At 45.6% G+C, this 26,941-nt stretch carries 22 protein-coding genes, 1 rRNA gene and 1 pseudogene; 11 read left to right on the top strand and 13 right to left on the bottom strand.

Going from position 1 to position 26,941, the window contains the following annotated elements; genetic code table 11:
• Positions 1–169: 169 nt before the first annotated feature.
• The 7 genes from ACMAZD_RS17070 to trxA form a co-directional block, all read right to left on the bottom strand.
• Positions 170–1,724 (bottom strand): 16S ribosomal RNA (locus ACMAZD_RS17070).
• Between the two features lie 650 nt (positions 1,725–2,374).
• Positions 2,375–3,088 (bottom strand): NAD(P)H-flavin reductase, encoded by a 714-nt coding sequence (fre, locus tag ACMAZD_RS17075; protein ID WP_435248030.1) that lies wholly within the window; start codon positions 3,086–3,088, stop codon positions 2,375–2,377.
• Positions 3,089–3,108: 20 nt separating this feature from the next.
• Positions 3,109–3,378, bottom strand: a complete 270-nt coding sequence (locus ACMAZD_RS17080; protein ID WP_435248031.1) for a 2Fe-2S iron-sulfur cluster-binding protein — start codon at positions 3,376–3,378, stop codon at positions 3,109–3,111.
• Positions 3,375–5,216: a 4-hydroxy-3-polyprenylbenzoate decarboxylase gene (gene ubiD, locus ACMAZD_RS17085; RefSeq protein WP_435248032.1), complete on the bottom strand. Its 1,842-nt coding sequence runs from the start codon at positions 5,214–5,216 to the stop codon at positions 3,375–3,377. The genes ACMAZD_RS17080 and ubiD overlap by 4 nt, the downstream gene beginning before the upstream one ends.
• Before the next feature lie 98 nt (positions 5,217–5,314).
• Entirely contained in the window at positions 5,315–6,310 is a 996-nt protein-coding gene (locus tag ACMAZD_RS17090; RefSeq protein ID WP_435248033.1) for a hypothetical protein, read from the bottom strand.
• 110 nt (positions 6,311–6,420) lie between these two features.
• A complete protein-coding gene (gene rho / locus ACMAZD_RS17095) occupies positions 6,421–7,680 on the bottom strand; it encodes a transcription termination factor Rho (RefSeq protein ID WP_010440702.1) in 1,260 nt (419 codons plus the stop codon).
• Positions 7,681–7,880: 200 nt separating this feature from the next.
• Positions 7,881–8,207, bottom strand: a complete 327-nt coding sequence (trxA, locus tag ACMAZD_RS17100) for a thioredoxin TrxA (protein ID WP_435248034.1) — start codon at positions 8,205–8,207, stop codon at positions 7,881–7,883.
• 111 nt (positions 8,208–8,318) lie between these two features.
• On the opposite strand from trxA, the gene rhlB reads away from it, so the two are divergent.
• Together rhlB and gppA are read left to right on the top strand one after the other, a co-directional pair.
• Positions 8,319–9,629, top strand: a complete 1,311-nt coding sequence (gene rhlB / locus ACMAZD_RS17105) for an ATP-dependent RNA helicase RhlB (protein ID WP_435248035.1) — start codon at positions 8,319–8,321, stop codon at positions 9,627–9,629.
• A 6-nt stretch (positions 9,630–9,635) separates the two neighbouring features.
• Positions 9,636–11,129 (top strand): guanosine-5'-triphosphate,3'-diphosphate diphosphatase, encoded by a 1,494-nt coding sequence (gppA, locus tag ACMAZD_RS17110; RefSeq protein ID WP_435248036.1) that lies wholly within the window; start codon positions 9,636–9,638, stop codon positions 11,127–11,129.
• Positions 11,130–11,225: 96 nt separating this feature from the next.
• Here the strand turns inward: gppA and ACMAZD_RS17115 are convergent, their stop codons facing one another.
• The 3 genes from ACMAZD_RS17115 to recQ all read right to left on the bottom strand — a co-directional run bounded on the left by ACMAZD_RS17115 (position 11,226) and on the right by recQ (position 14,406).
• Positions 11,226–11,897, bottom strand: coding sequence for a 7-cyano-7-deazaguanine/7-aminomethyl-7-deazaguanine transporter (locus ACMAZD_RS17115; protein WP_435248037.1), 672 nt, complete (start codon positions 11,895–11,897; stop codon positions 11,226–11,228).
• A gap of 278 nt (positions 11,898–12,175) precedes the next feature.
• Positions 12,176–12,487, bottom strand: a complete 312-nt coding sequence (locus ACMAZD_RS17120; protein WP_435248038.1) for a DUF3630 family protein — start codon at positions 12,485–12,487, stop codon at positions 12,176–12,178.
• Positions 12,488–12,567: 80 nt separating this feature from the next.
• Positions 12,568–14,406: an ATP-dependent DNA helicase RecQ gene (gene recQ / locus ACMAZD_RS17125; RefSeq protein ID WP_435248039.1), complete on the bottom strand. Its 1,839-nt coding sequence runs from the start codon at positions 14,404–14,406 to the stop codon at positions 12,568–12,570.
• A gap of 180 nt (positions 14,407–14,586) precedes the next feature.
• Here recQ and rarD point away from each other — a divergent pair, with 180 nt between their 5' ends.
• The 5 genes from rarD (at position 14,587) to tpx (ending at position 20,263) form a co-directional block, all read left to right on the top strand.
• Positions 14,587–15,495 (top strand): EamA family transporter RarD, encoded by a 909-nt coding sequence (gene rarD / locus ACMAZD_RS17130; RefSeq protein WP_435248040.1) that lies wholly within the window; start codon positions 14,587–14,589, stop codon positions 15,493–15,495.
• Positions 15,496–15,581: 86 nt separating this feature from the next.
• Positions 15,582–16,376 carry an AraC family transcriptional regulator gene (locus ACMAZD_RS17135; protein ID WP_435248041.1) on the top strand — a complete coding sequence of 265 codons (795 nt, stop codon included), beginning with the start codon at positions 15,582–15,584 and terminating at the stop codon, positions 16,374–16,376.
• Between the two features lie 92 nt (positions 16,377–16,468).
• Positions 16,469–17,131, top strand: coding sequence for a LysE family translocator (locus tag ACMAZD_RS17140; RefSeq protein ID WP_435248042.1), 663 nt, complete (start codon positions 16,469–16,471; stop codon positions 17,129–17,131).
• 91 nt (positions 17,132–17,222) lie between these two features.
• The gene (ggt, locus tag ACMAZD_RS17145) at positions 17,223–18,980 is read left to right on the top strand and encodes a gamma-glutamyltransferase (protein ID WP_435248043.1); all 1,758 of its coding nucleotides are present in this window, start codon (positions 17,223–17,225) and stop codon (positions 18,978–18,980) included.
• A gap of 785 nt (positions 18,981–19,765) precedes the next feature.
• The gene (gene tpx, locus ACMAZD_RS17150) at positions 19,766–20,263 is read left to right on the top strand and encodes a thiol peroxidase (protein WP_435248044.1); all 498 of its coding nucleotides are present in this window, start codon (positions 19,766–19,768) and stop codon (positions 20,261–20,263) included.
• Between the two features lie 135 nt (positions 20,264–20,398).
• Here tpx and uvrD read toward each other — a convergent pair whose 3' ends face one another.
• On the bottom strand, positions 20,399–22,573 hold the full coding sequence (gene uvrD / locus ACMAZD_RS17155; RefSeq protein ID WP_435248045.1) for a DNA helicase II: 2,175 nt from the start codon (positions 22,571–22,573) through the stop codon (positions 20,399–20,401).
• Between the two features lie 264 nt (positions 22,574–22,837).
• Between uvrD and ACMAZD_RS17160 the strand changes: the two genes are divergently transcribed.
• From ACMAZD_RS17160 to ACMAZD_RS17175, 4 genes and pseudogenes are all read left to right on the top strand, one after another.
• Positions 22,838–23,098, top strand: coding sequence for a BufA1 family periplasmic bufferin-type metallophore (locus ACMAZD_RS17160; protein WP_016783738.1), 261 nt, complete (start codon positions 22,838–22,840; stop codon positions 23,096–23,098).
• Between the two features lie 64 nt (positions 23,099–23,162).
• Positions 23,163–24,024, top strand: a pseudogene (gene bufB, locus ACMAZD_RS17165) (MNIO family bufferin maturase).
• Positions 24,021–24,788 (top strand): HvfC/BufC N-terminal domain-containing protein, encoded by a 768-nt coding sequence (locus ACMAZD_RS17170; protein ID WP_435248046.1) that lies wholly within the window; start codon positions 24,021–24,023, stop codon positions 24,786–24,788. The pseudogene bufB and the gene ACMAZD_RS17170 overlap by 4 nt, the downstream one beginning before the upstream one ends.
• 1 nt (position 24,789) lies before the next feature.
• On the top strand, positions 24,790–25,248 hold the full coding sequence (locus ACMAZD_RS17175; RefSeq protein ID WP_435248047.1) for a DoxX family protein: 459 nt from the start codon (positions 24,790–24,792) through the stop codon (positions 25,246–25,248).
• A 67-nt stretch (positions 25,249–25,315) separates the two neighbouring features.
• Here the strand turns inward: ACMAZD_RS17175 and tsrA are convergent, their stop codons facing one another.
• Positions 25,316–25,597 (bottom strand): H-NS-like global regulator TsrA, encoded by a 282-nt coding sequence (tsrA, locus tag ACMAZD_RS17180; protein WP_435248048.1) that lies wholly within the window; start codon positions 25,595–25,597, stop codon positions 25,316–25,318.
• Between the two features lie 102 nt (positions 25,598–25,699).
• Entirely contained in the window at positions 25,700–26,899 is a 1,200-nt protein-coding gene (locus ACMAZD_RS17185) for a multidrug effflux MFS transporter (protein ID WP_435248049.1), read from the bottom strand.
• Positions 26,900–26,941 lie beyond the last annotated feature (42 nt).

A 26,941-nucleotide genomic window follows, 5' to 3' on the forward strand; every position in this document is an offset into this window, starting at 1 on the left:
TACTTTTTTAAAAGTAGAAATAATTAAGCTAATCAGTCAGCTTTCCAAATTGTTAAAGAGCATAAAGCAAAAAGCTTTAATCAATAACTTACGTTATTAATTAAAGCTCTGGCTTTAACTAAATCTAAACCATCAATCTGTGTGGACACTCATCGTGTATATCTTCGTATAAGGAGGTGATCCAGCCCCAGGTTCCCCTAGGGCTACCTTGTTACGACTTCACCCCAGTCATGAACCACAAAGTGGTGAGCGTCCTCCCCGAAAGGTTAAACTACCCACTTCTTTTGCAGCCCACTCCCATGGTGTGACGGGCGGTGTGTACAAGGCCCGGGAACGTATTCACCGTGACATTCTGATTCACGATTACTAGCGATTCCGACTTCATGGAGTCGAGTTGCAGACTCCAATCCGGACTACGACGCACTTTTTGGGATTCGCTCACTATCGCTAGCTTGCTGCCCTCTGTATGCGCCATTGTAGCACGTGTGTAGCCCTACTCGTAAGGGCCATGATGACTTGACGTCGTCCCCACCTTCCTCCGGTTTATCACCGGCAGTCTCCCTGGAGTTCCCACCATTACGTGCTGGCAAACAAGGATAAGGGTTGCGCTCGTTGCGGGACTTAACCCAACATTTCACAACACGAGCTGACGACAGCCATGCAGCACCTGTCTCAGAGCTCCCGAAGGCACACCTGCGTCTCCGCTGGCTTCTCTGGATGTCAAGAGTAGGTAAGGTTCTTCGCGTTGCATCGAATTAAACCACATGCTCCACCGCTTGTGCGGGCCCCCGTCAATTCATTTGAGTTTTAATCTTGCGACCGTACTCCCCAGGCGGTCTACTTAACGCGTTAGCTCCGAAAGCCACGGCTCAAGGCCACAACCTCCAAGTAGACATCGTTTACGGCGTGGACTACCAGGGTATCTAATCCTGTTTGCTCCCCACGCTTTCGCATCTGAGTGTCAGTGTCTGTCCAGGGGGCCGCCTTCGCCACTGGTATTCCTTCAGATCTCTACGCATTTCACCGCTACACCTGAAATTCTACCCCCCTCTACAGCACTCTAGTTCACCAGTTTCAAATGCAGTTCCGAGGTTGAGCCCCGGGCTTTCACATCTGACTTAATGAACCACCTGCATGCGCTTTACGCCCAGTAATTCCGATTAACGCTCGCACCCTCCGTATTACCGCGGCTGCTGGCACGGAGTTAGCCGGTGCTTCTTCTGTTGCTAACGTCAAGAGATAACGCTATTAACGTTACCCCCTTCCTCACAACTGAAAGTACTTTACAACCCGAAGGCCTTCTTCATACACGCGGCATGGCTGCATCAGGCTTTCGCCCATTGTGCAATATTCCCCACTGCTGCCTCCCGTAGGAGTCTGGACCGTGTCTCAGTTCCAGTGTGGCTGATCATCCTCTCAGACCAGCTAGGGATCGTCGCCTTGGTGAGCCATTACCTCACCAACTAGCTAATCCCACCTAGGCATATCTTGACGCGAGAGGCCCGAAGGTCCCCCTCTTTGGCCCGTAGGCATTATGCGGTATTAGCCATCGTTTCCAATGGTTATCCCCCACATCAAGGCAATTTCCTAGGCATTACTCACCCGTCCGCCGCTCGACGCCCATTAACGCACCCGAAGGATTGTTAATGTCGTTTCCGCTCGACTTGCATGTGTTAGGCCTGCCGCCAGCGTTCAATCTGAGCCATGATCAAACTCTTCAATTTAAAGTTTTGATTACCTAAATTAATAGGTGTGACTCAACGAATACTGACTTCAAAACTATTCTTTATAAATAAAGAATGTAATTTTAAAGCTATTACCTCTCTCTTCTTAAATAAATAGGAACAGAATGGTAATGAATTGACTGTGCCGCTAGTTGTTTTCACTTTTTAATAAAAAGCAAAACCAAAAAGCATTCGAACTATTTCTAGCTCAGGTCACTCAGTTCATTGAAATCATTGTGTTACCGGAGTAACTGCTAATACGCTCTTTCGAAAAAGAACCAATAACGTTTTGATATTCATCAACGAGTGCCCACACAGATTGATAGGTTTAAATTATTAAAGAGCTTCACTTTTTGAGCGTTCCTTTTAAGTAAGGAGCCTCTCGAAGTGGACGGTCATTCTAGCGAATTAACATTCAGTGTCAAACACTTTTTGAAAATTAATTTTTGTCGCTTTCCGTCTAACTGATTCTTGCTGAAGCCTTGTAGCATCTGCCGTCTCAGTGTTGTCGCATTATAGGGAACCCACTCAGCTTAGCAACTACTTTTTCATGAAAAATGAATAAATAGAGGTTAAGCGCCTAATAGTTCACCTAAACGGAAAAAAGAGAGCATTTCTGCTCTCTTTTTGCTCTAAATCTAAAAGTATTCTTAGATAAATGCGTAAGCATCTGCGTACATATGGTCACGCTTTGCTTGTTTATTCTGAGTAAACAAGTCTCTTGCAGCACCTGCCATTTCGAAACGACCCGCAATGTAGATATCGAAATCAGCTAATGATTCGAAACTTTGCGTGATTGCTTCAAGTACATTGCCCGTTTGACCGTGCCAAACTTCAGGTGCTTCTTCTACTACTGGTACAAAATGTACATTGCTGTGTTTTGCTGCAATGTCGACAAGCTCTTCTTTCGCATACAGCTGGCACTCATCTTTTGCGCCCCAGTATAGATGAATCTCTTTTTTACTGTTCTGCGCGATGCAGTGATCGAGAATAGAGCGCACATAGCTAAAGCCAGTACCACCAGCAATGAGTAACAGAGGACGATCGCTTTCTTCTTTAACCCACGCATTACCGTGCGGAGCATCAATAGCTATGTCGCCATCTTCAGCTTGCGCTTTCTTCATTGCCTCAACAACTTCTGAAGCGTAAGCATTGTGCTCCGCTGCACCAATGTGTAACTCAAGCTCGCCTTCATGGCGACAAGGGCTGCTTGCAATCGAAAATGGACGCTTATCTTTTTCGCCCATTTCAACCATCAAGTATTGGCCCGCTTTAAAAACTACTGGCGTTTCTGGGTGAAGTAGGATTTGGTAAGTGTTACAAGCCAATGGCTCGATAGACTTCACTTTACATTTAATAGTCATGTTCTTCCTCTCACTAACCCTTAATCGGCAAAGGTTAGAACTAAATTACTTTCTGCAAATGCTTGGCAAGCAAAAATCCAACCTTGTAGCTGCTCTTTCTCCGTGAGCATGGGTTCAAGGTGGTAACTCACTTGGCCTTCTAATTTCTTGCACATACACATAGCGCATGCACCAACTTGGCAGCGGTTTGGAAAATTGATATTGCTGTTGAGCGCAGCATCCAAAACCGTTTGCCCTTTTTCTAAGGTAAAACTGATATTTTCTGGGTATAAGACTACTTGGAAGCTCATGAGATTCCTAGTTGTTCCCAGATGCTATCAATTTTTTTAACTACGTCTGGGTTCTTAGTGATTGGAACACCCCACTCACGTAGGCATTCACCTTCAAACTTGTTCGTCGCATCTAGACCCATTTTTGAGTGTCCAGTTTGGTTTTTCAGGAAGAACGTATCTCTTGCAGGATCCATTCTTGTCGTCACCGCCCAGATAATGTCATTCCAGTCACTAACGTTAACGTCACTATCACACACGATGATAAACTTGTTCTCATCGAACTGAGACCAGACCGATTCAATGATTTTCTTACCATTGCCTGCCGCTTGTTTATCGATAGACACAACGACCATGCACGCATTGTCATTCTGTAAGTGAATATCAATAATTTCAGGGAAGGTTTCGGTTAGCTGAGCTAGGCAACCTTCAATATGTTGATTATCTGTAGGTAAAGATGGAGTATCAGGTGATAGTGCCAGTTCCGCATCCCACTTCTTAGTAATGTCTAAACCCATTTTTGAGCCTAAACCTACCACTGGCGATGCAAAATCTAGTGAATCGATAGGTGTGTTCTCTATCATCAAGCTGTCACGAGACGGGTCCATATGTCCACACATGGCAGCGGTAACTTCAGACCAATCTCGAGCGTTAACATCCTCATCGCATACCAAGACAAATTTGGTGTACATGAATTGGCGTAGGAAAGACCATACACCCATCATCACTCGCTTAGCGTGACCTGGGTATTGCTTCTTCATGGTCACTACCGCCATTCGGTACGAACAACCTTCAGGTGGCAAGTAGAAGTCTTCTATCTCTGGGAATTGCTTTTGAAGAATAGGAACAAACACTTCATTTAACGCAACACCTAATACTGCGGGCTCATCAGGAGGACGGCCAGTATAGGTACTGTGATAGATCGGATTCTCGCGCATGGTTACATGAGTAATAGTAAACACATGATGCTTTTCTTTCTCGTTGTAGTAACCAGTATGGTCCCCGTATGGCCCTTCGTCTGCGAACTCATTCGGGTCGATGTAACCTTCCATTACGATTTCCGCACTTGCGGGTACTTCTAAGTCGTTGCTGATTGATTTAACGACCTCAGTTTTACTGCCACGCAATAAACCTGCAAACGCGTATTCCGATAAGGTATCTGGTACCGGCGTAACGGCACCAAGAATGGTGGCAGGATCGGCACCAAACGCTACCGATACAGGGAATGGCTTGCCAGGATTGGTTTCCATCCAATCACGCAGATCCAACGCACCACCACGGTGGGCTAACCAACGCATGATGATTTTGTTCTTGCCGATCTTCTGCTGACGATAGATACCTAAGTTTTGGCGTTTCTTGTTCGGACCACGAGTAACAGTCAAACCCCATGTTAACAATGGTGCGACATCATCAGCCCAGCAACTCATCACCGGAATTTTATCAAGATCAACTTCATCGCCTTGCCATACGATTTGCTGACAGGCCGCCTTACGAAGGTGCTTAGCTGGCATGTTTAAGACTTGCTTAAACACAGGCAGCTTATCGATAGCGTCTTTAAAACCTTTCGGTGGCTCAGGTTCTTTTAAGTAAGCAAGCAACTTACCCACTTCGCGTAACTCTTTAACCTCTTGACGTCCCATACCAATGGCTACGCGATCAGGAGTACCGAATAGATTGGTCAAAACAGGCATGTCATAGCCTAAGGGATTTTCAAATAAAAGAGCCGGGCCACCAGCACGTAGAGTACGGTCGCTAATCTCGGTCATTTCATAGTCTGGGTCGACAGGGTGAGAAATGCGTTTCAACTGACCAATGCTTTCAAGATGGTCGACAAAATCACGTAAATCTTTAAAACTCATAGGGCTTCTACATGCTGATTATTCTGCACTCAGTATATCAAAAAGGTCGACACTGAGGTCCCCCTTTTTAGTAAGGTTATTGAGAGCCAAAATCCACTTTAAGGTAATGCTTGCTCGATCAAAGAACTCTTAACCTGAGGGTTATCATTCACAAGATCTTGCAACCAGCGAGTGTGACCTTGTTTTGCCAGTTCAAGAGCAACTAATGAGGCTTCATCGGCTATCGCCATCCGAGAGACAAGAAACTGTTTCACCTCTTCTGAGAGCGGGTTCACCTTGGTCAATAACATTATGGCTTCATCTTTCAAACGAGGGTTCTTGGTCGCAGCCATAACCTGTTCAAGCGCGAACGCTTGCTTAGTCTCGGCAAGACGTACCAGCTCAGCTTGGCTATGGTAGTCGGCCTTCATGCGCCATAAAATCTTGTAGACTTCAGAGTCTTCACTGACTTGTGCCAGTCGAACCACCACTTCTGTTGAGGGTAACCAGCTTACAATAGAAGAATTGGTCAGTTGCTTAGTCAGATAATCAACGGCTTCAGGGGACAAACTATCGAGTTCTCTGATTAACAGCGCTTCTCGAGTCTGGGCTTGATGCTCAGGACCAGATAACCACTCTTTAAGATCGAGTTGTTGCTTCTCAGCATCTAACACAAAGACCAGTGTCTTTTGGTCTTGGCGCCATTGTTTGATTAATCGGTTAGCAATCGAAGGATAATTAAAGGCAGGTACCGTAAACTCATAGCCATCGCCACGCTCCAATACTTGGTAAGTTGGCGTTATAGCAAGTTGCTGCTCAATGAAGATTGACATCTTAGACGTGAGTACGACTTTTTGCTGTTCGAGTTTTTTCAAGAGTTGGTAACGAGCTACCTCTTGCTGAGGAAATGTCAGACGCTCGAGTGCGAAGCGCAGCGAATTTATTTCGTCACGTACGACAAATTCGAGTAATTCAGCAGTTTTCAGTTTTACTTGATCATTCTCAAGCCAAGACTCTACTGTAATTGGAGACATCTCGGTGGCATAGCTCATACCAACCGGGGAAAGTAACAGTGAAGTAGACAGGAGTAATGATGACAACAGTCCATGTTGCATTTTAACTTCCTTGTAACACTTTTGGTCATTCTGCAAGCTGTCGCTACAAAATGCAAATAAAAAGCGCCACCCGAAGGCAGCGCTTTTTAATAACTATCAGCTAATCAAGACTACTGACGACGCATTGCGTCAAAGAACTCATCGTTCGTTTTAGTCATTGCTAGCTTATCGATAAGGAATTCCATTGCATCGATTTCGCCCATTGGGTGAACAATCTTACGCAGAATCCACATCTTCTGTAGTTCATCGTTCTTGGTAAGAAGCTCTTCACGACGAGTACCAGAGCGGTTGAAGTCAATCGCTGGGAATACACGCTTTTCAGCAATCTTACGGTTAAGGTGCAGTTCCATATTACCTGTACCTTTGAATTCTTCGTAGATAACTTCATCCATCTTAGAGCCAGTATCAACCAGTGCTGTTGCGATGATAGTTAAGCTACCGCCTTCTTCTACGTTACGTGCCGCACCAAAGAAACGCTTTGGACGATGTAGAGCATTCGCATCAACACCACCAGTAAGAACTTTACCTGATGAAGGAATCACAGTGTTGTAAGCACGAGCTAGGCGAGTGATTGAGTCCAGTAGGATAACCACGTCTTTTTTGTGTTCAACAAGACGCTTCGCCTTCTCGATTACCATTTCTGCTACTTGTACGTGGCGAGATGCTGGCTCATCGAAAGTCGATGCGATTACTTCGCCTTTAACTAGGCGCTGCATTTCTGTTACTTCTTCTGGACGCTCATCGATAAGTAGAACCATTAGTTCACACTCAGGATGGTTGCGAGCAATACTTTGTGCAATATTTTGCAGAAGCATTGTTTTACCTGCTTTAGGCGGAGCTACAATCAGACCACGCTGACCTTTACCAATTGGTGAAGCAAGGTCAAGAATTCGAGCTGTGATATCTTCAGTCGCGCCGTTACCCGCTTCCATCACCATACGTTCGTTGGCGTGAAGAGGAGTCAGGTTTTCAAAAAGGATTTTGTTACGAGCGTTGTCTGGCTTGTCGTAGTTAACCGTATTTACTTTAAGCAGTGCAAAGTAACGTTCGCCATCTTTAGGTGGACGGATTTTACCGCCAATCGAATCACCTGTGCGAAGGTTAAAACGACGAATCTGGCTTGGTGATACGTAAATATCATCTGGTCCAGCAAGGTACGAGCTGTCGCCGCTACGCAGGAAACCAAAACCGTCTTGAAGAATTTCTAGAACACCATCACCAAAGATGTCTTCACCACTTTTTGCATGCGCTTTAAGGATGGAGAAGATAATGTCTTGTTTTCTTAGACGAGCTTGATTTTCAAGACCTAGGCTTTCGCTAAGTTTAACAAGTTCAGACACAGGTCTGTTCTTCAGTTCAGTAAGATTCATAGTGGTGGAAGTTTGTTTAGTCAAAATAGGATCTGTTTTCTTAAGTTAAGAAGGAGTTGGTCACAGGATCGACCAAGAAGAGAAATTCGTTCAATTAACGTGCGATAAACTAGCACTAAAACTAAGACTAGTCCATAGCTTAGAAAAAACAAAACCGCGCATTTGTTAACTGCGCGGTTTATTTTCAAAGGCTCACCTAATTAAAGGTTAGCGTCTAGGAACTCTTTAAGTTGAGTTTTAGACAATGCACCAACTTTAGTTGCTGCTACGCCGCCATCTTTAAAAAGAAGTAGCGTTGGAATACCACGAATACCAAACTTTGGTGGAGTTCCAGCATTCTGGTCGATATTTAATTTACCGATAGTGAGTTTGCCTTGGTACTCGTCTGCGATTTCATCAAGAATCGGAGCAATCATTTTACATGGACCACACCATTCTGCCCAAAAATCAACAAGAACCGGGCCTGCAGCGTTGATCACATCGTTCTCAAAACCGTCATCAGTTAGCTGCAAAATCTTATCACTCATCTTCCACTCCAATGTATTTTTTAGAACTGGTTGGATGATAACCAGTAAATAGATGCCCTATTGGAATGTATTTACTTTCGTATTGCAAGCTTAAGCTGATATTCTATACCAATGAAAAAGACGCATATCACAGAGCAAAAGTTCGCCGACTTGGATTTACTCCCGCAAGTCATTGAAGGATTGGAGAAAAAAGGGTTCGATTACTGTACCCCTATCCAAGCCTTGGCGCTCCCGGTACTGCTCACCGGCCAAGACATCGCAGGCCAGGCCCAAACGGGTACTGGTAAAACGCTAGCGTTTCTTACTGCTACATTCAACCACCTGCTAAAAACACCTGAGCATGAAGGTCGCAAGCCTAATCAGCCACGTGCGATTATTATGGCACCAACGCGTGAACTCGCGATTCAGATCTACAACGATGCTGACTCTCTGGTTGAAAGCACTGGTATCAAAGCAGCATTAGCTTACGGTGGCGAGAGCTACGACAAGCAGCTAGGTAAGATCGAAGAAGGCGTAGATATCTTAATTGGTACGACTGGTCGCATCATCGATTTCTACAAACAAAAGGTATTTAACCTTAACCACATTCAAGCTGTTGTTCTTGACGAAGCTGATCGCATGTTCGATCTTGGTTTCATCAAAGACATCCGCTTCTTGTTCCGTCGTATGCCAGAACCTAAAGATCGCCTGAACATGCTGTTCTCTGCGACGCTGTCTTACCGCGTACAAGAACTAGCGTTCGAACACATGCACAACCCAGAGCATGTCGTTGTTGAACCTGAGCGTAAAACTGGTCACCGTATTCAAGAGGAGCTTTTCTACCCTTCTAACGAACACAAAATGGCTCTTCTACAGACGTTAATCGAAGAAGAGTGGCCAGATCGCGCAATCATCTTCGCCAACACTAAGCACAAATGTGAATCAGTTTGGGGCCACTTGGCTGCCGATGGTCACCGTGTTGGTTTACTAACGGGCGATGTTCCTCAAAAGAAACGTGAAAAAATTCTTGAGCAATTCACTAAAGGTGATGTTGACCTGCTTGTCGCAACTGATGTTGCAGCACGTGGCCTACACATCCCTCAAGTAACACACGTATTCAACTTTGACCTACCAGACGATTGTGAAGATTACGTTCACCGTATCGGCCGTACAGGTCGTGCTGGTGAAAGCGGTCACTCAATCAGCTTTGCTTGTGAAGATTACGCAATCAACTTGCCACCAATCGAAGAATACATTGAGCACGCTATCCCAATGTCTGACTACGATGCTTCTGCACTACTGGAAGATCTGCCAGCACCTATGCGCTTACGTACACGTAACCCGCAACAACGTCGCTCAAACAACAATGGTCCACGCAACGGTAACCGTAAACCAAACCAGAACCGTCGCCCACGCCAACCGCGTCATAACAAGGAAGCTTAGTCGCTTATGAGTCAAACAGTGTCACCCCCGCTTTACGCTGCAATCGACCTCGGGTCGAACAGTTTTCATATGCTCGTTGTGCGTCATATCGATGGCAGCGTTCAAACCATGGCTAAGATTAAGCGCAAAGTGCGTTTAGCTGCAGGCTTAAATGAAAAAAATGCGCTTAGTACAGAAGCTATGCAGCGCGGCTGGGACTGTTTGAGTCTCTTTGCAGAGCGACTGCAAGATATTCCAAAAGAAAATATCCGCATTGTCGGTACCGCTACCCTGCGTACTGCGACTAATGTGGATATCTTTCTAGAGAAAGCGAACCAGATACTCGGTTACGACATCAATGTTATCTCTGGTGAAGAAGAAGCTGCGACTATCTATAAAGGTGTAGCACACACTTCTGGTGGCAGTGGGCGCCGACTGGTGGTTGATATTGGTGGCGCAAGCACCGAGATGATCATTGGTGAAGGCTTCTCAGCGAAAGCACTAACTAGCCTAAAGATGGGCTGTGTTACTTGGCTTGAGCGCCACTTTAAAGATCGCCAATTAACCGCAACTAACTTTAACAACGCCATTGAAGCGGCGAAGTCGACGTTGGCTCCTATCCTAGATAGCTACACTGATATCGGATGGGATGTGTGTGTTGGCGCTAGTGGTACCGTTCAGGCACTGCAAGAAATTATGTTGGCACAAGGCATGGATGAAGTGATTACTCATGCCAAGCTTAAGCGCCTACAGAAACAAGCCATGATTACAGAGCGGTTGGAAGAGCTGGAAATCGAAGGACTTACTCTTGAACGCGCATTAGTATTCCCGAGTGGCCTTTCTATTCTTATTGCTATTTTTGAGCTGCTTGAAATAGATTCAATGACACTCGCAGGCGGCGCACTCCGCGAAGGCCTAGCCTATGAGATGGTTGATGAGCTGCGCCAAGAAGATATCCGTGCACGTACCATTAAGAGTATTCAATCACGCTACCAGATGGACGTAATCTACGGTGAACAAGTTGCTGTAGTCGCACAAACGCTGCTAGAGCAAGCAGGCGCCGAAGCGTGGGTTTCAGAGCCTCAAGCTGGTGTGCTATTGCAAACGGCAGCGAAGCTTCATGAGATTGGTTTAACCATCGATTTCAAAAAAGGCGGTGAGCACAGCGCTTATCTACTGCAGAACTTAGATCTGCCTGGCTTTACTCGAGCACAAAAGTACTACTTAGGTGAGTTAACTCGTCGCTACCGTGAACAGTTAACTTCATTGCCAGAGCAGCACGCTATCTCAGGCACCAGCAGCAAGCGAATCTTACGTATTCTGCGCTTGGCTATTTTGCTGACTCACCGTCGTAACCCAGTGCTAGAACCTGAGTTCAAGCTGACGACGAATGACAACAATCTAACCTTAACGCTTTCTAAGCAATGGTTAGCTGACAATCCGCTGACCGCTGCAGAGCTAGAGATCGAGTCGAATAGACAAACCGATATTGGCTGGCCATTGAATATTGAATGCCTCTGATATTAGTATCTGACGCTAGGAATTAAAAAAGCCCAAGTTAGTAGACTAACTTGGGCTTTTTCTTATCTTTGCATTAATGCGTTTCTAATCTGACCCTTAAACGTTAACGCCCGTTGCTTTGAAGTCAGGGTTCACAGCGGTTAGCTTCTTCACCACGTAATTAAGAAGCACACCGTACATAGGTACGAACAAACCTAAGCTGATGATCAGTTTGAATCCGTAATCAACCAACGCAATCTCAGTCCAGTGTTCAGCCATGAATGGGTCTGGGCTTTGGTAGAAAGCAATCGCAAAGAACGCGATGGTATCAATGGCATTACCAAGAAGTGTCGAACACGTTGGGGCTACCCACCACTGTTTAAGCTGACGCAGACGGTTGAAAACATGCACATCTAAGATCTGACCAAGCAAGTAAGCCATGAAACTTGCCGCAGCGATACGTGCAACAAACAAGTTGAACTCACCTAGCTGGCCAAAGCCTTGAAATGAACCTTCAAAGAACACCACAGACAATAAATAAGAAACGGCCAGTGCAGGCAACATCACTAAGAAAATGATTTTACGAGCAAGCTGTGCGCCAAAGATGCGTACGGTCAAATCGGTCGCTAGGAAGATAAACGGGAATGTGAAAGCACCCCAAGTGGTGTGCATACCGAAGACGGTAAAAGGGAGCTGAACCAAATAATTGCTTGATGCAATAATGATCAAATGGAACAAAACTAATAGTGCTAGGGCTTTGCGCTGTTGCGCAGGGGTAAAGTTACTCATGCTGTACCTTTTTAGTTTGGTTTGGGGGTGAGGGAACCCAAATCGAGTCATTTCTTCGAATAAACGAAGAAAACTCTTACCAATAATGTGAATTAAAAATGTTTCTATAATTTGCTCTATTGAGCGGCGAGCGATTATACATTAATCAATATTGCCTGCAACGGTGAGAGCAGACGCAAACGTTTATTCTCACTTTTATTGATGAATGACGTTAGAAGCTGTGTTTTAAAAGCTAAGTTTTTAGAAGCAATGCTAAAAATTAAAAACCACGCTTGAAGTTAAAAACCGCGCTTGAAAAGCGTCGCTAAATAATCAAACTCTTCTCGGCTTTCTTCAGCGTTCAACGACTCAAACCAGATTGACTCACTGTAATGTTCAGACTTTAAGAACATTCGACAGTCTTCAAAATCAATCAACCAAGAGTGCATGTCAGCATCCCATTGTTTCTCTACAACAGAAGCGGACAGCAATGCCACCAGCTTTTCACCTAACACTTCGTAAGAATCAAAATCAAAACTTGGAGACGTAATCAATAAACGCCCTTCCTCAGCCAAATACTCTCTTAAGCCAAATTCTGTTGGTATTGTCATGTCCCTATCAACCTTATTCTTTTTCTATGAACTAATCGTTTTTATAAGCTAAACACTTTTGAAAACTAGCAATCAGCCAATTAACCGTGTGTGGTGATGTGTTCTTGAATCAAATCTAAGAATGGATCAGCGTACTTGTCGAGTTTGCGTTGACCAACGCCATTGACTGCCAGCATCTCGCCATAAGATGTGGGTAGGATTTCGGCCATATCAATCAGAGTCGCATCACTGAATACCACATAAGGTGGCAAACCATCTTCATCAGCGATCGACTTACGCAGCTTGCGCAGTTTGGCAAACAGCTTCTTATCGTAGTTCTTGCTGCTGAGCTTATCGGACTTAGCATTACGCACCGCGGTATCTAAACGAGGTACAGCCAACTCCAAAGACATCTCACCGCGCAATAACGGGCGGGCCTCTTCGGTTAACTGCAAAGTCGAGTTACGAGTGATGTTCTGGAACAACAAGCCTTTGTGAATCAACTGACGGAAGATACTGATCCAGTAATCATGGCTGTGGTCGCGGCCAATACCGTAAGTAGATAATTTATCGTGACCATTATCGCGCACACGGATGTTCTGCATACCGCGCATCACTTCGACTACATAGCCCATACCAAATGATTGGTTAACGCGGTACACACAAGACAACGCTTTCTGCGCCTCTTGGGTTGCATCAAAGTGTTTTGGTGGATCTAGGCAGATATCGCAGTTGCCGCATTGTTTCTCGCGATACTCGCCAAAGTAGTTAAGCAGAACCTGACGACGACAGGTTTGCGCTTCAGCAAAGGCACTCATCGCGTTCAGTTTGTGCATCTCAACTTGTTTTTGCGGGCCTTCTTCTTTCTCATCCAGCATACGACGCAGCCAACCCATATCAGCAGGGTCAAACAACATCATTGCTTCCGCTGGTAAGCCATCACGACCCGCACGGCCTGTCTCTTGATAGTAAGATTCGATATTGCGTGGAATATCAAAGTGCACCACAAAGCGTACATTGGGTTTATTGATGCCCATACCAAATGCCACGGTCGCCACAACGATCTGAATATCATCACGTTGGAAAGCTTCTTGAACGTAAGCACGTTCGTCGGTGTCCATGCCAGCATGGTAGCCCGCTGCGCGAATACCGTTATTGCACAGCTTCTCAGTCACCATTTCCACTTTCTTACGGCTACCACAATAGATGATGCCGCAATTGCCTTTCTGTGTTTCTAGGTAGCGAACCACCTGAGACACGGGCTTGTGCTTCTCAACCAGGTTGTAACGAATATTAGGGCGATCGAAGCTGCCTAAGTACGTGTGCGGCTCCACCAGCTGCAAACGCGAGAGAATATCTTTGCGCGTTGCATCATCGGCAGTCGCTGTTAGCGCCATATAAGGCACATGTGGGAAATACTGTTTAAGCTGGCCTAGCAAAGCATATTCAGGACGGAAATCATGTCCCCACTGAGAGATACAGTGCGCCTCGTCCACCGCGATCATAGAAAGCGGTAAGCCTTGCAAGCGCTCGATAAAGTCACGCATCAACACACGCTCTGGTGAAGCATAAACCATCTTCAATTGGCCGGAGTTCATGCGGTTGAATACACTCAACAGTTGATCGCGTGGCATCGATGAGTTGATGCACTCAGCCGCCACACCATTGGCTTTCAATTGGTCAACTTGGTCTTTCATCAAAGAAATGAGCGGTGAAATAACCAAAGTCAGTCCATCACGCACTAAAGCCGGGATCTGGTAACACAAAGACTTACCACCACCGGTTGGCATAATCACCAAGCTGTCTTTGCCTTCAACGGCTAGGTCTATGACCTCTTGCTGACCATCACGAAAGCTTTGATAACCAAAGACATCTTGTAAGATATCTTGCGTATCATTCGCGGGAGTTGGTGTTTGCTCAGCAATCAGAGTGGCGGTCATTGTGGTTCCTAATCAAGGTATAAAGTCAGCGTGCAGCATTGGCAAGCAAGGCGCACATTGTAGAGGGGAACGCTGGCGAATTAAACCGCAAATTGTTAGGTGAAAAGGGTTAACGCTCCTATACTGACCAACTCTCTTTATAAATCTTATTAATAAGCACTCAGTGCTAGAGAAAGTTACATGACACAAGACGAACAACAACGTACGCGACAGGGAATTTTGCTTGCCGTTGCCGCTTACACCATGTGGGGAATTGCTCCCATATATTTCAAATCTTTAAGTGAAGTATCCCCATTTGAGATTCTTAGCCACCGTGTAGTATGGTCTTTTTTCCTACTCGCTTTTCTACTGCACATGAGTCGTGGCTGGCGTAAGGTTCGAGACACCCTCACCTCCAAGCCCAAAATGCTTTATTTAGTCGCTACTTCGACTTTAGTGGGCGCCAACTGGCTTATTTTTATTTGGGCGGTGAATTCCAATCACATGCTCGATGCCAGCTTAGGTTATTACATCAACCCACTGATTAACGTGTTGCTCGGGATGTTCTTCCTTGGCGAGCGCTTACGCAAGCTTCAATGGTTTGCCGTCAGTCTTGCTGCAATTGGCGTGATAATTCAATTGATCGCGTTTGGCTCTGTGCCGATCGTTGCCATTGCCCTAGCCTTCAGCTTTGGTTTCTATGGCTTGTTACGTAAAAAGGTTAGCTTGGAAGCTCAAACTGGCCTATTTATTGAGACGCTGGTGATGCTACCCATAGCTGCAACGTACTTGTTGTTTATAGCAGACAGCGCAACATCAGATTTCTCGATGAACCCGATGCAGCTCAATCTATTACTGGTTGCAGCAGGTGTGATCACCACGGTTCCATTGCTTTGTTTTACTGGCGCAGCAACTCGCTTGAAGCTATCGACACTCGGCTTCTTCCAGTACATCGGTCCAAGCTTGATGTTCTTGCTCGCGGTTCTTATTTACGGCGAAGCATTTACCAGCGATAAAGCAATTACCTTCGCCTTTATCTGGGGTGCCTTGGTGGTATTTAGCTTTGACAGTCTGCGTAACAACAAAAAGAACAAACGAGCTAAACAGTAACACTGATCGTTTTTTACAAGACAATTTCTAGATACGAATATAAGCTTGGTTTAATTGATGATAATTTAACCAAGCTTTTTTATGCCATGGATAAAGTCCACTACTACTCAACACCCAGCCAAGATATCAGCCTGATCCAAGCTCAATACCAAGAGTTTGCCTTTCAGCGCCACTATCATTTGGACTTCCACATCGGCCTAATCACTCAGGGGCAGCAAAAGTTTGTCTATAAAGGGACGAGCTACCACGCTGGCGCAGGACAAGTGGTGATGATGCCGCCTGATGAATTACATGATGGTCACTCAAAACTAGAATCTGGCTACCAAGTCAGTGTCTTTGCTGTCTCCCCACAATGGCTGGGCGATCTTGCCGATCACGGCAAAAATGGTCACGCTTTAAGCTTTTCTGAGTTGATCCTCTCCGATCAAGCCACTTTCTTACAATTACGTAACCTGCACGGGCTGCTTATCAATCCAGACATCAGTCAACTCGCTCAGGATTGCCTGCCATTCGAAGGTTTTTCGACGATTGTTGATCGTTACGCGCACTTTGGATCAAAAACAGAGGTGCAGCTTGGTACCCAATCGATGTACACGCTCAAAGACTATTTGATGGCAAACCTTGATCAACCGGTACGACTCGAACAATTATCTGAGCTCTGCGATCTCACCGCCACTCAGTTTCAACGCCATTTTAAGAACAAGATGGGCATTACGCCTTATGCTTGGTTGAGTCGTTTACGAATGGAGCAAAGTATGCGACTGATTAAGTCCGGCGTTGGCGGGACAGAGGTAGCTCATCAAGTTGGGTTTTACGATCAAGCCCATTTCTCGAAGGCATTTAAGACCACATTTGGCGTTTCTCCTTCGAAAATTAACTAGATGTTGATAATTTACAATTAGCTGGTTTGAAATCGCGCTAAGCTGCGCTCAACAAAACAATCAAACAGAATAACCGAGTTACTGGAACAGATATGAATGAAGTTACCATCTTAGTCACCCTTGCCTCAATCCACTTTATCGCCTTGATGAGCCCAGGCCCTGACTTTGCGCTCGTCGTACAAAATGCAACACGTCACGGACGCCAGACCGGATTGTACATTGCGCTTGGTTTATCTTGCGGGATCTTGCTGCACTCATTGCTCAGCTTGACGGGCATCAGTTACCTCGTCCACAAGCAACCGACTCTATTTGCGATCATGCAGTTGGCAGGCGGCAGCTACTTGTTGTACCTCGGTTTTGGTGCATTAAAAGCCACGTGGCAGATCATCCAATATCATGACGATAACTCAGAGTTCGTTAACTCAAAGGATCTGATTCTCACCAACAAACGGGATGCATTTTCTAAAGGGTTTATGACCAATATTCTCAACCCTAAGGCTTTAGTGTTCTTTGTTAGTTTAATGTCGAGCTTAGTCCCTGCTGACATGTCTCTGTCAGGCAAAGGCTTTGCCCTGATCATTCTATTTGGCCTATCACTCTTTTGGTTCTCACTGTTGGCGTGGATGCTTTCAACCAAAGCACTGCAGAAAAAACTGCATGAAGCGACCGTTTACATCGATGCTTTGTGTGGCGCGGTATTCACCATTATCGGCTTCGGTATTCTTTGGCAGTCGCTGTCTGGTTTAATCGCTTAAATTCGAATCAAGATTACAATTCGTTAAAAACGCACTGGCTATCTTATCTTTCCACTGCCAATCTAGCTCTGCATATTAAAAGGAGAAGATCATGCAGTGGAAAACAAAACTAACAACCCTCGCCACTTCTACCCTACTTTTTGCCTCTCACGTCAGTTGGGCAAATCAAGCTGCCGATTCCGTCGCACCCGAACAAAGTAGTGGTTTAGAAACCAAACAACTCGTTAAAGCCAATGATTGGATGGTCACCGCAGCCAACCCATTAGCAACACAAGCTGGTGCTGATGTGCTTGCTCGTGGTGGTAACGCCATTGATGCCATGGTTGCCGTGCAGCTTATGCTTGGCTTAGTTGAGCCTCAGTCATCAGGTATTGGTGGTGGCGCCTTCCTTGTTTATTTTGATGGCAAGGACAAGCAACTCAAAACCTATGATGGTCGCGAAACTGCGCCACTTGACGCCACACCACGTCTCTTCCAAGACGAAAACGGCCAACCGCTTAAGTTTTATGATGCCGTTGTTGGCGGTCGCTCCGTTGCAACACCAGGCACAGTGCAATTACTGTGGGATACTCACCAGAAATACGGCAAGTTAGAGTGGGCATCACTGATAAAACCCATTGCTCAACTGGCTGAAAAAGGTTTTACCATCAGCCCACGTTTAGCCACCTTGATCGAAAACGACCAAGAACGTCTAAGCCGCTTTGCCACTACCAAAGCCTACTTCTTCAATGCCGATGGCAGCCCGAAAACCGCAGGCACGCAACTTAAGAACCCAGAATACGCGGCTACGTTAAACGCTATCTCGAAGAACGGTGCTAAAGCCTTCTATCAGGGTGAGATCTCTGCTGATATCATCAACACAGTGCAGACTGCCAAAGGTAACCCTGGCGTATTGACGCAGAAAGATTTCGACGCGTATTCAATTAAGCAACGTGAGCCAGTTTGTTCTGCTTACGAGAGCTATCAAGTATGTGGAATGGGACCACCAAGTTCGGGGGCATTAACCGTTGGGCAGATCTTAGCGATGACCGAGCAGTTTGATCTTAAATCATGGGGACCAAACAACGCAAAATCTTGGCAAGTGTTAGCAGACGCTTCTCGCCTAGCCTTTGCTGACCGTGGTATGTACATGGCAGACCAAGATTACGTGCCAATGCCGACCCAAGGGTTAGTGAATACTGACTATTTGCAGGAACGTGCTCAGTTAATTACCGCAGGCAAGGCACTAGAAAACGCGCCATCGGGCACCCCACCGTGGGATCACGCAATGCAAAGAAGCCAAGATGTGTCTATTGAACTGCCGTCCACCAGCCACTTTAATATTGTCGATAGCGATGGCAATGTCGTATCGATGACCACCACCATTGAGAACGCATTTGGCTCACGTCTGATGGTAAGAGGCTTCCTACTCAACAACGAGCTGACCGACTTCTCATTCAAGACTCATAACGATGGCAAGCCTATCGCGAACCGACTTGAACCGGGTAAGCGTCCACGTTCTTCGATGGCACCGACCATCATCATGCAAGACGATAAGCCTTACATGGCGATCGGTTCTCCTGGCGGCAGCCGTATCATCGGTTACGTAGCACAAACAATCATTGCGCATACCCAATGGGACATGGATATTCAGCAAGCCATCAACCAACCGCACTTCCTGAACCGTTTCGGCACTTTAGATTTGGAAAAAGGTACATCAGCGGAAAGCTTCAAACCTGAGCTAGAAAAGATGGGATTTGAGGTCAACGTTCGCGATCTTAACTCGGGTTTACACGCGATTCGTCTCACAAAAGACGGCTTAGAAGGCGCTGCAGACCCTCGTCGAGAAGGTGCAGCTATTGGTCAGTAGGGAATAATCATCCCTTTTTACTCACTGCCTTGTGCGAGATCTCTCACAAGGCAGTGAGTAAATATCGATATTTGATGACGAAATTAGTCACCTACATACCGTAACCAATTGAAACAAAAAGATACGTTCATTTATCACTCAAATAATTATATAGAAATTCGCTTATGCACCATTGCTGATAAATAAGGAATCGGTAATATCAATGGTGTCGGAAGGATGCTGACACGGAACAGGAAACGCCAAGGATTTGGTTATCTTCAGGATGAAGATTTGATTACTCAGGATGAATAATCGGCATGGATAGCGAAATGGACATTGAATGGACGTAATAGTAACTAGGATGGTTGCTACTAAGGAAAGACAATGGACACCTCTGGACGAGGAAAGGACTGAACATCAGGATGATGTACAAGGACACCGCTCAAGGAACAAGTGACGCGCGCTAACGAGGATTGTTGGCAGATCAGGATAAGATCAAGGACACCGCTAGGAAGGCGCGAAAGGAATACGCTGAAGGATAACAGCACACTATCATGGATTTGATGCATGGAGCACACTTAGTAGCCGGATTGCTGCGAGTAAAACTATAGACCCCGATGAGCGCAAGCTCTCGGGGTTTTTCTTTATCTGTCGTCCCATCTTTTCTTCCCCTAAAACAAATAAATCAAAGACCTTTGATTACAATTCTGACATTTAAACCATTCACTTCTTAACAACTTCCGAGTAACGTAAGTCTTACTAGGCTCAACTAGTTTTATAACCATAATTAAACCAAGGACAAATTCATGTCACACGTTACCTTCAAAGGCGCTGCTGTACCGCTAACTGGCACATTCCCACAAACTGGCGAACAGGCACCAAGCTTCGCACTGACTGCTGGCGATCTTTCTGAACTGACTCTTGCTTCTCTTGCAGGCAAGAAAGTGGTTTTAAACATCTTCCCAAGTATCGACACAGCAACTTGTGCGACGAGCGTACGTACGTTCAACGCAAAAGCGGCAGAGCTTGAGAACACGGTTGTGGTTTGTATTTCTGCTGACCTACCGTTTGCTGCGGGCCGCTTCTGTGAACTAGAAGGCATTGAAGGCGTTCAACACGCTTCAACTTTCCGTTCTCCTGCGTTCGCATCAGACTACGGCGTGGCGATTGCTGAAGGCCCACTAGCAAGCCTAACAACACGTGCCGTTGTCGTTGTGGATGAAAAAGGTGTGGTAACACACAGCGAGTTAGTTACAGAGATCACTGAAGAACCAAACTACGAAGCGGCACTTGCAGCACTGTAAGTCTCACTTTGAGGCAGAAATGTCTTCAGCTTGTATTAACCTAATTTAGGTCGGTACAAAGCAATAAAAAGAGCAGCCATTGGCTGCTCTTTCTGTTTTTAATAATGAACGATTTTTAGATGCCGAAGTAGCAGATCAAAGCTGTTCTAGGCGAGCGTAAGCCGTTACTAACCACTTGATGCCTTCACCGTTAAACGCGACTTGAACTCGGCTTTGTGGGCCACTTCCCTCGAAGTTGATGATGGTACCTTCACCAAACTTAGGGTGCTTAACGCGAGCTCCCAAGCTAAAGCCTGTTTCGTTGAAATTCTCTTTCACGGCGGTTTGGCTAAAACGACCACTGCTTGCCGGGCGGCTCACTTGCGCTTTCATACGCACTTCATCCAGACATGCCTCTGGTAGCTCACGAATAAAGCGTGATGGTTTGTGGTACTTGTCCTGACCGTACAAACGACGCATCTCAGCGTAGGTGATGTAAAGCTTCTCCATCGCACGTGTCATGCCTACGTAACACAGACGACGCTCTTCTTCTAAGCGCCCAGCTTCTTCGGCCGACATCTGGCTTGGGAACATGCCCTCTTCAACGCCAACCATGAATACCATTGGGAACTCTAGGCCTTTAGCACTGTGCAGGGTCATGAGCTGAACCGCATCATCAAACTCATCAGCCTGACCTTCACCCGCTTCCAAAGCTGCATGAGTTAAGAATGCCGTTAGCATGCTCATTTCATCGGCTTCTTCTGGCTTCTCGAACTGACGCGTTGCCGTTACCAATTCTTCCAAGTTCTCAATTCGAGCCTTCGATTTCTCGCCTTTCTCTTGCTCGTACATCGCAAACAAGCCCGACGATTTGATCACGTGGTCGGTTTGCTCATGAAGTCTCAGTTCTATGGTGTCATCTTCAAGTGCATTGATAAGCTCAATAAAGCGGCTCAAAGCACCCGCAGCACGACCTGGCAACACTTGTTCTTCTATCAGAGCAACACTGGCTTCCCACATGGTTGCACCACGATCACGCGCCGCAAGACGAATCGTTTCTAGCGTTTTATCGCCCAAGCCACGCGTTGGCGTATTGACGACACGTTCGAATGCCGCATCATTGCTTCGGTTACTCATTAAACGCAGGTAACTCAAAGCATCTCTGATTTCCTGACGCTCGAAGAATCGCATGCCGCCGTAGATTCGGTAAGGTAAACCACCTTGGATAAGCGCTTCTTCAAGTACACGAGATTGGGCATTATTACGATAAAGCATCGCGGTATCTTCTAACGCACCGCCTTTCTCTTGCCACTCTTTGATTTTACTGACTGTGAAGCGCGCTTCATCTAGCTCGTTATAAGCCGAGTAAACAGAGATTGGCTCACCATCGTTACCATCGGTCCACAGCTCTTTACCCATACGCTCGGTGTTGTTCGAGATAAGCTCGTTCGACGCCTGCAGAATGGTTTTGGTTGAACGGTAGTTTTGTTCGAGTCGAACCGTTGAAGCTCCTGGGAATTCATCCAAGAACTTTTGAATATTTTCAATTTTAGCGCCGCGCCAGCCATAGATAGATTGGTCATCATCACCCACGATCATCACACGACAATCCGGGCCTGCCATCATACGTAGCCAAGCGTATTGGATGTTGTTGGTATCTTGAAATTCGTCGACAAGAATGTGCTTAAAGCGAGCTTGGTAGTGTTCGCGGATGTGTTTCTTATCGCGCAATAGTTCATGCGATCTTAACAATATTTCAGCAAAGTCGACCAAGCCAGCACGATCACATGCTTCTTGGTAAGCCGAATAAATCTTTAACCACGTTTGAGTTATTGGATCATGGTAGGCGTCAATGTGACTTGGGCGCAGCCCTTCGTCTTTCTTGCCATTGATCCACCAAGAAGCTTGCTTGGCTGGCCACTGCTTTTCATCAAGGTTTTGCGCCTTGATTAAGCGACGTAGTAAGCGAATCTGATCATCTGAATCAATGATCTGGAAGTCTTCTGGCAGTTTTGCATCTAGGTAGTGAGCACGAAGAATGCGGTGACAAATGCCGTGGAAAGTACCGTTCCACATGCCTGACGAGCTGCCCATCATCAACTCTTCAATACGGCCACGCATCTCTGCTGCCGCTTTGTTGGTAAAGGTAACCGACATAATAGAGAACGGCGATGCTTGCTCTACGCTTTGTAACCAAGCGATACGATGCACCAACACTCGCGTTTTACCACTGCCAGCACCTGCCAGAATAAGTAGGTTTTCTAAAGGTGCTGCGACCGCCTCACGTTGTTTGTCGTTTAGGCCATCGAGTAAAAGCGAAGGATCTATCATTGGATATGCTCACTACTGGGTATTTATACATAAAAGTCGATTATAACCTAAACACTAAGCTGCGTTTAGGATAATAAGAAGAAAAAATAATCAAAAGTTAATATCATAAAATCAGTTATTTAAAAGATAACTCATCATTAATATTGATATTTCTTATAATGCCGTGAAATTATTTCCTGGTTCTTACTATCCTTTTTAGTAAGCAAGTTAACAATTCATTAACCTGCGATATAAAAATACTATTAAGTCCTAGAGGGAATGACTATGAAAAATTCTAATCTTGCTGTTACAGCTGCAATCACAAGTGTACTAGCGTTCGGCGGTGCAGTTCTTACATCAGCACCTGCGGAAGCAGCAGCAAAAGAAAAATGCTACGGCGTGGCAAAAGCTGGCCAAAATGATTGTGCAACTAAAACAAGTTCATGTGCGGGTACAGCAAAAGAAGACAACCAATCCGATGCATTCGTGGTCGTTCCTAAAGGACTGTGTGGCAAATTATCAGGTGGTGACACTCAATCATCATAATTGAGCTGCTTAGTATGGTGAGCTGATATTCAGCTCACCTCCACTTCCGATTAGGAGAATCGTTGTGACTCAAACTCTTAACCCCAACGCAGGGGTTGGCCTTAGAACACCGCACTTGGACTTCTTTAGCCAAAATCCCGCTTTAGTGAGTTGGTTAGAGGTTCACAGCGAGAACTACTTTTTAACTCAATCACCGCAACGTCAACAACTCCGAGAAATTCGTAACGCCCACAACATCAGTTGCCACGGTGTTGGTTTGTCTCTCGGTTCTGTTGAGCGCATCAACCCAAATCACTTACTACAGCTTAAAGAACTCACCGATGACATCGAGCCGTTCTTGGTTTCTGACCATCTCAGCTGGACTCAGACCGGCGGTCATTACTTCAATGACTTGCTACCGCTGCCTTACACAGAAGAAGCGTTAGAAGTCTTCTGTCGCAATGTCATCGAGGTTCAAGACAGCCTGCAACGCCCTATGTTGATTGAGAACCCATCGAGCTACCTAGCCTTCAAGCATTCAACCATCCCAGAGTGGGAATTTTTAGCCGAGGTACAGAAGCGCACTGAGTGTCGCCTATTACTCGATTTCAATAATATTTTCGTCTCATCTTTTAATCATGGCTTCAGCTGTGAAGAGTACTTAAGCGGAATTCCTGCAGATAAAGTGGAAGAGATTCACTTGGCAGGTTTTACCAAAAAGAAGCTTGAACAAGGTGAGATCTGGATAGACACCCACAGTAAACCTGTCTGTGACGAAGTGTGGTACCTCTACACTGACTGGGTAGCACAACATGGTTTGCGCCATACCTTGATTGAGTGGGATCTGAGATATCCCAGAGCCACAAATTTTATTGGCTGAAGCAGCCAAAGCCAGTGATATTTTGTATCAACACGACAAGTTCAACCAAAGGAGTCGCGCATCATGAGCCACTCTTTAGCTAATGTGCAATCGGAGTTTGCTAACGCCCTACGCTATCAAAACAATGGTGAGCACTGCGACATAGTGAGCGACCACTTTACCTATGAACAGCGCATACAGATCTACCGAAATAACTTTGTGATTAGCTTGAGCGAAGTACTGGCTGCTACGTATCCACTGACTGAAATGTTGGTTGGTGAAGAGTGCTTCCAACAAATGGCTCGTCAACATGTCTTAAGTTATCCATCAACCTCTGGTGATGTCAGTGGTTACGGTGAACACTTTGAACAAACTATCCAAGCCTTTCCTGCGGTTATCGAGGCTGCACCTTATCTCGGTCAAGTGGCTTTGTATGAATGGCAAAAAGATAGCTTAGTGAGATGCGTTTCAGAATCACATGTCGACCAACGTCCTCTTTCTCGTTTAGCTGATGTACCGCAAGAACAACAAGGCGCTTTGGTTTTCCATCTCAAAGATTCAATAACACTAATTCATTCTAGTTACACGATTATCGTGCTTGAACAAGCCATCTATCAGCAGCAACTCGACGGGTTAGACATCAACCAACATGAATTTGGGGTGTTAATCCGCGCCGAGAATTCACAGATTGAGAGTCATTGTTTGACAGAAGAATGCCACCAACTATTAACTGAATTGCAATCGGGTCAAACGCTCGCTGAGATTGACCCTTCACTACTACAACACCTGAATACTGTCATGGCGCTTAACGTCATCTCAAGCTTTTCAATCGATGCCGAACTGGAGACATAATATGGATAACAACACAGTCACGAACATGATGGCTCAATACGACAATTTGATTGAGAAATCACAGGCACTTTTTGTTCCACTGCTTCTGCTATTTTGTCGCCTTTGGGTGGCGTGGGTATTCTTTAATTCTGGACTGACTAAAATAGCAACTTGGGATAGCACTCTGTACTTGTTTGAGTTGGAGTACCAAGTCCCACTGTTACCTTGGGAGTTAGCGGCCTATATGGGTACTGCCGCTGAATTGATTCTGCCAGTATTCTTAGCACTTGGTTTATTAACTCGACCTATGGCTGCAGCACTATTCGTTTTCAATATCATGGCCGTCGTGTCATACCCTGTATTGTGGGCGCAAGGCTTCTACGATCATCAGCTTTGGGGATTAATGATTCTTATCGTCGTTGTATGGGGCGCCGGACCATTTTCATTGGATAGAATCTTGAAGAAGCAATTTAGCAACTAGTCCTCATCGCAAATCCAAAACGCAAAAAACCACTCAAATGAGTGGTTTTTTTTTAACTGGTGAAAAACTACTTGCTCAGAAAAGCTTGTAATTCCTCAGCTGAAATACCTTGCTCTGCCAGCTCTTTTGCTAGTAGCTGAACTTGTTCACCTTTACGAGATTCAACCACGCGTTGAAATTGGTAAATGATATCTCGCAAAGTGTCGATTGGAACTTGTTTTGCCGCACTGCGAATACGCTCTTCACTTTGGTTTCCTAGCTCTTTAAGCAATTTACCAAACATGACCTTTTCAGGTGCATCTTCCATTTGTTCTAAGACGCGCGCCATTTCGTAGGTTGTTAATGACATTACAGTATTTTCCGTTGGGGACTAACGTTTCAATGAGTGACAAATATACCATGTTTTAACGTTTCGCAAACCGCCATTTGTATATTTTGTCACCCTTGAGACTTATGCCTTAGCAAACGTCGTGTGCCACGACTTACCTGCTTTGCTCGCAAGTACTAACAATGCAGGAACAATCAGGAACATTTGTAGCGCAATCATCTCTTGTGACGTTACATCAAGACGCTGCATGGTACCAACAAGTAAGCCCGAACCACTCATTTGGAACAAGCCAAGCAGTGCAGCGGCTGTGCCCGCACGGTCACCGAAAGGTTCAAGAGCCTTACCAGCAGCCGCACCGAGAATCCAAGCAAAGCCAACAGATGATAAGAAGATAGGAAGCATGAATGCGATTGGAGTCGCATGCTCTGCAAGCACCAACATGATCACGCCTGCTAGACCGAGCATTAAAATACCGATAACAAGAGTTTTATAAGTCCCAAAACGGTCCATAAATTTTGGTGCGGTAAACGCAGCGGCAATATTGAATACCGCGTTAAAACTGAACCAAAAAGTAAATTCCTTCATAGTCAAACCGAGGTTTTCCATCAATACAACCGGTGCTGAGGTTACATAAGCCAGGATCACAGCCATCGCCATCAAACACAAAGTGGCGTGAAAAAGGAATGAAGGTGTTTTCAATATAGACCAGTAGCGCTCTAGTTTGAACACCGCAACCTTTTCCGTCGCCGGGTTCGACTCTTTCATTTGGAAGAATAAGATGCTGCCAACGACTACCGCAAAACCCGCCATAAAGCTGAAGTTCGCACGCCAACCAAATTGATGAGTTAGCCAAGCGCCAAGAATCGGAGCCAAGGCAGGAATAAAACAAATAGCGCCATTCAGGTAGCTAATCATTCGACCGCTCTTCTCTGGACCAAATAGATCGCGAACCGTTGCAAAGGCTGCCACAGAAGTCGCACAAGCTCCTAAGCCTTGTAGCAGCCGAGCTATTAGCATCATATCAATCGATTGAGCTGCCCACGCCAAGCAAGCACTCAATGCATAGATACCAACACCTCCCAATGCAACGGTTCGACGTCCTAGCTTATCAGCCAAAGGGCCTGCAAATAATTGCCCGACACCCATGGCGAATAAAAACCAAGTAATCGTATCTTGTGCTAGTGCGTGTTCCACGTGAAACGCTGTTGAAATTTGTGGCAGAGCTGGAAGATAAATATCTATAGCCAGAGGGCTAAATAGAACCAGCATTGCCAATAAAGCAACCTGCAGTTTACTAGGGATTGGAAGCGCGTTAGAAGGCACAAGGTTCTCCAAATGAGTTAATTTAGGTGCATAATAACCAAC

It is taken from the genome of Vibrio sp. nBUS_14 (assembly GCF_051201655.1).
GTDB lineage: Bacteria > Pseudomonadota > Gammaproteobacteria > Enterobacterales > Vibrionaceae > Vibrio.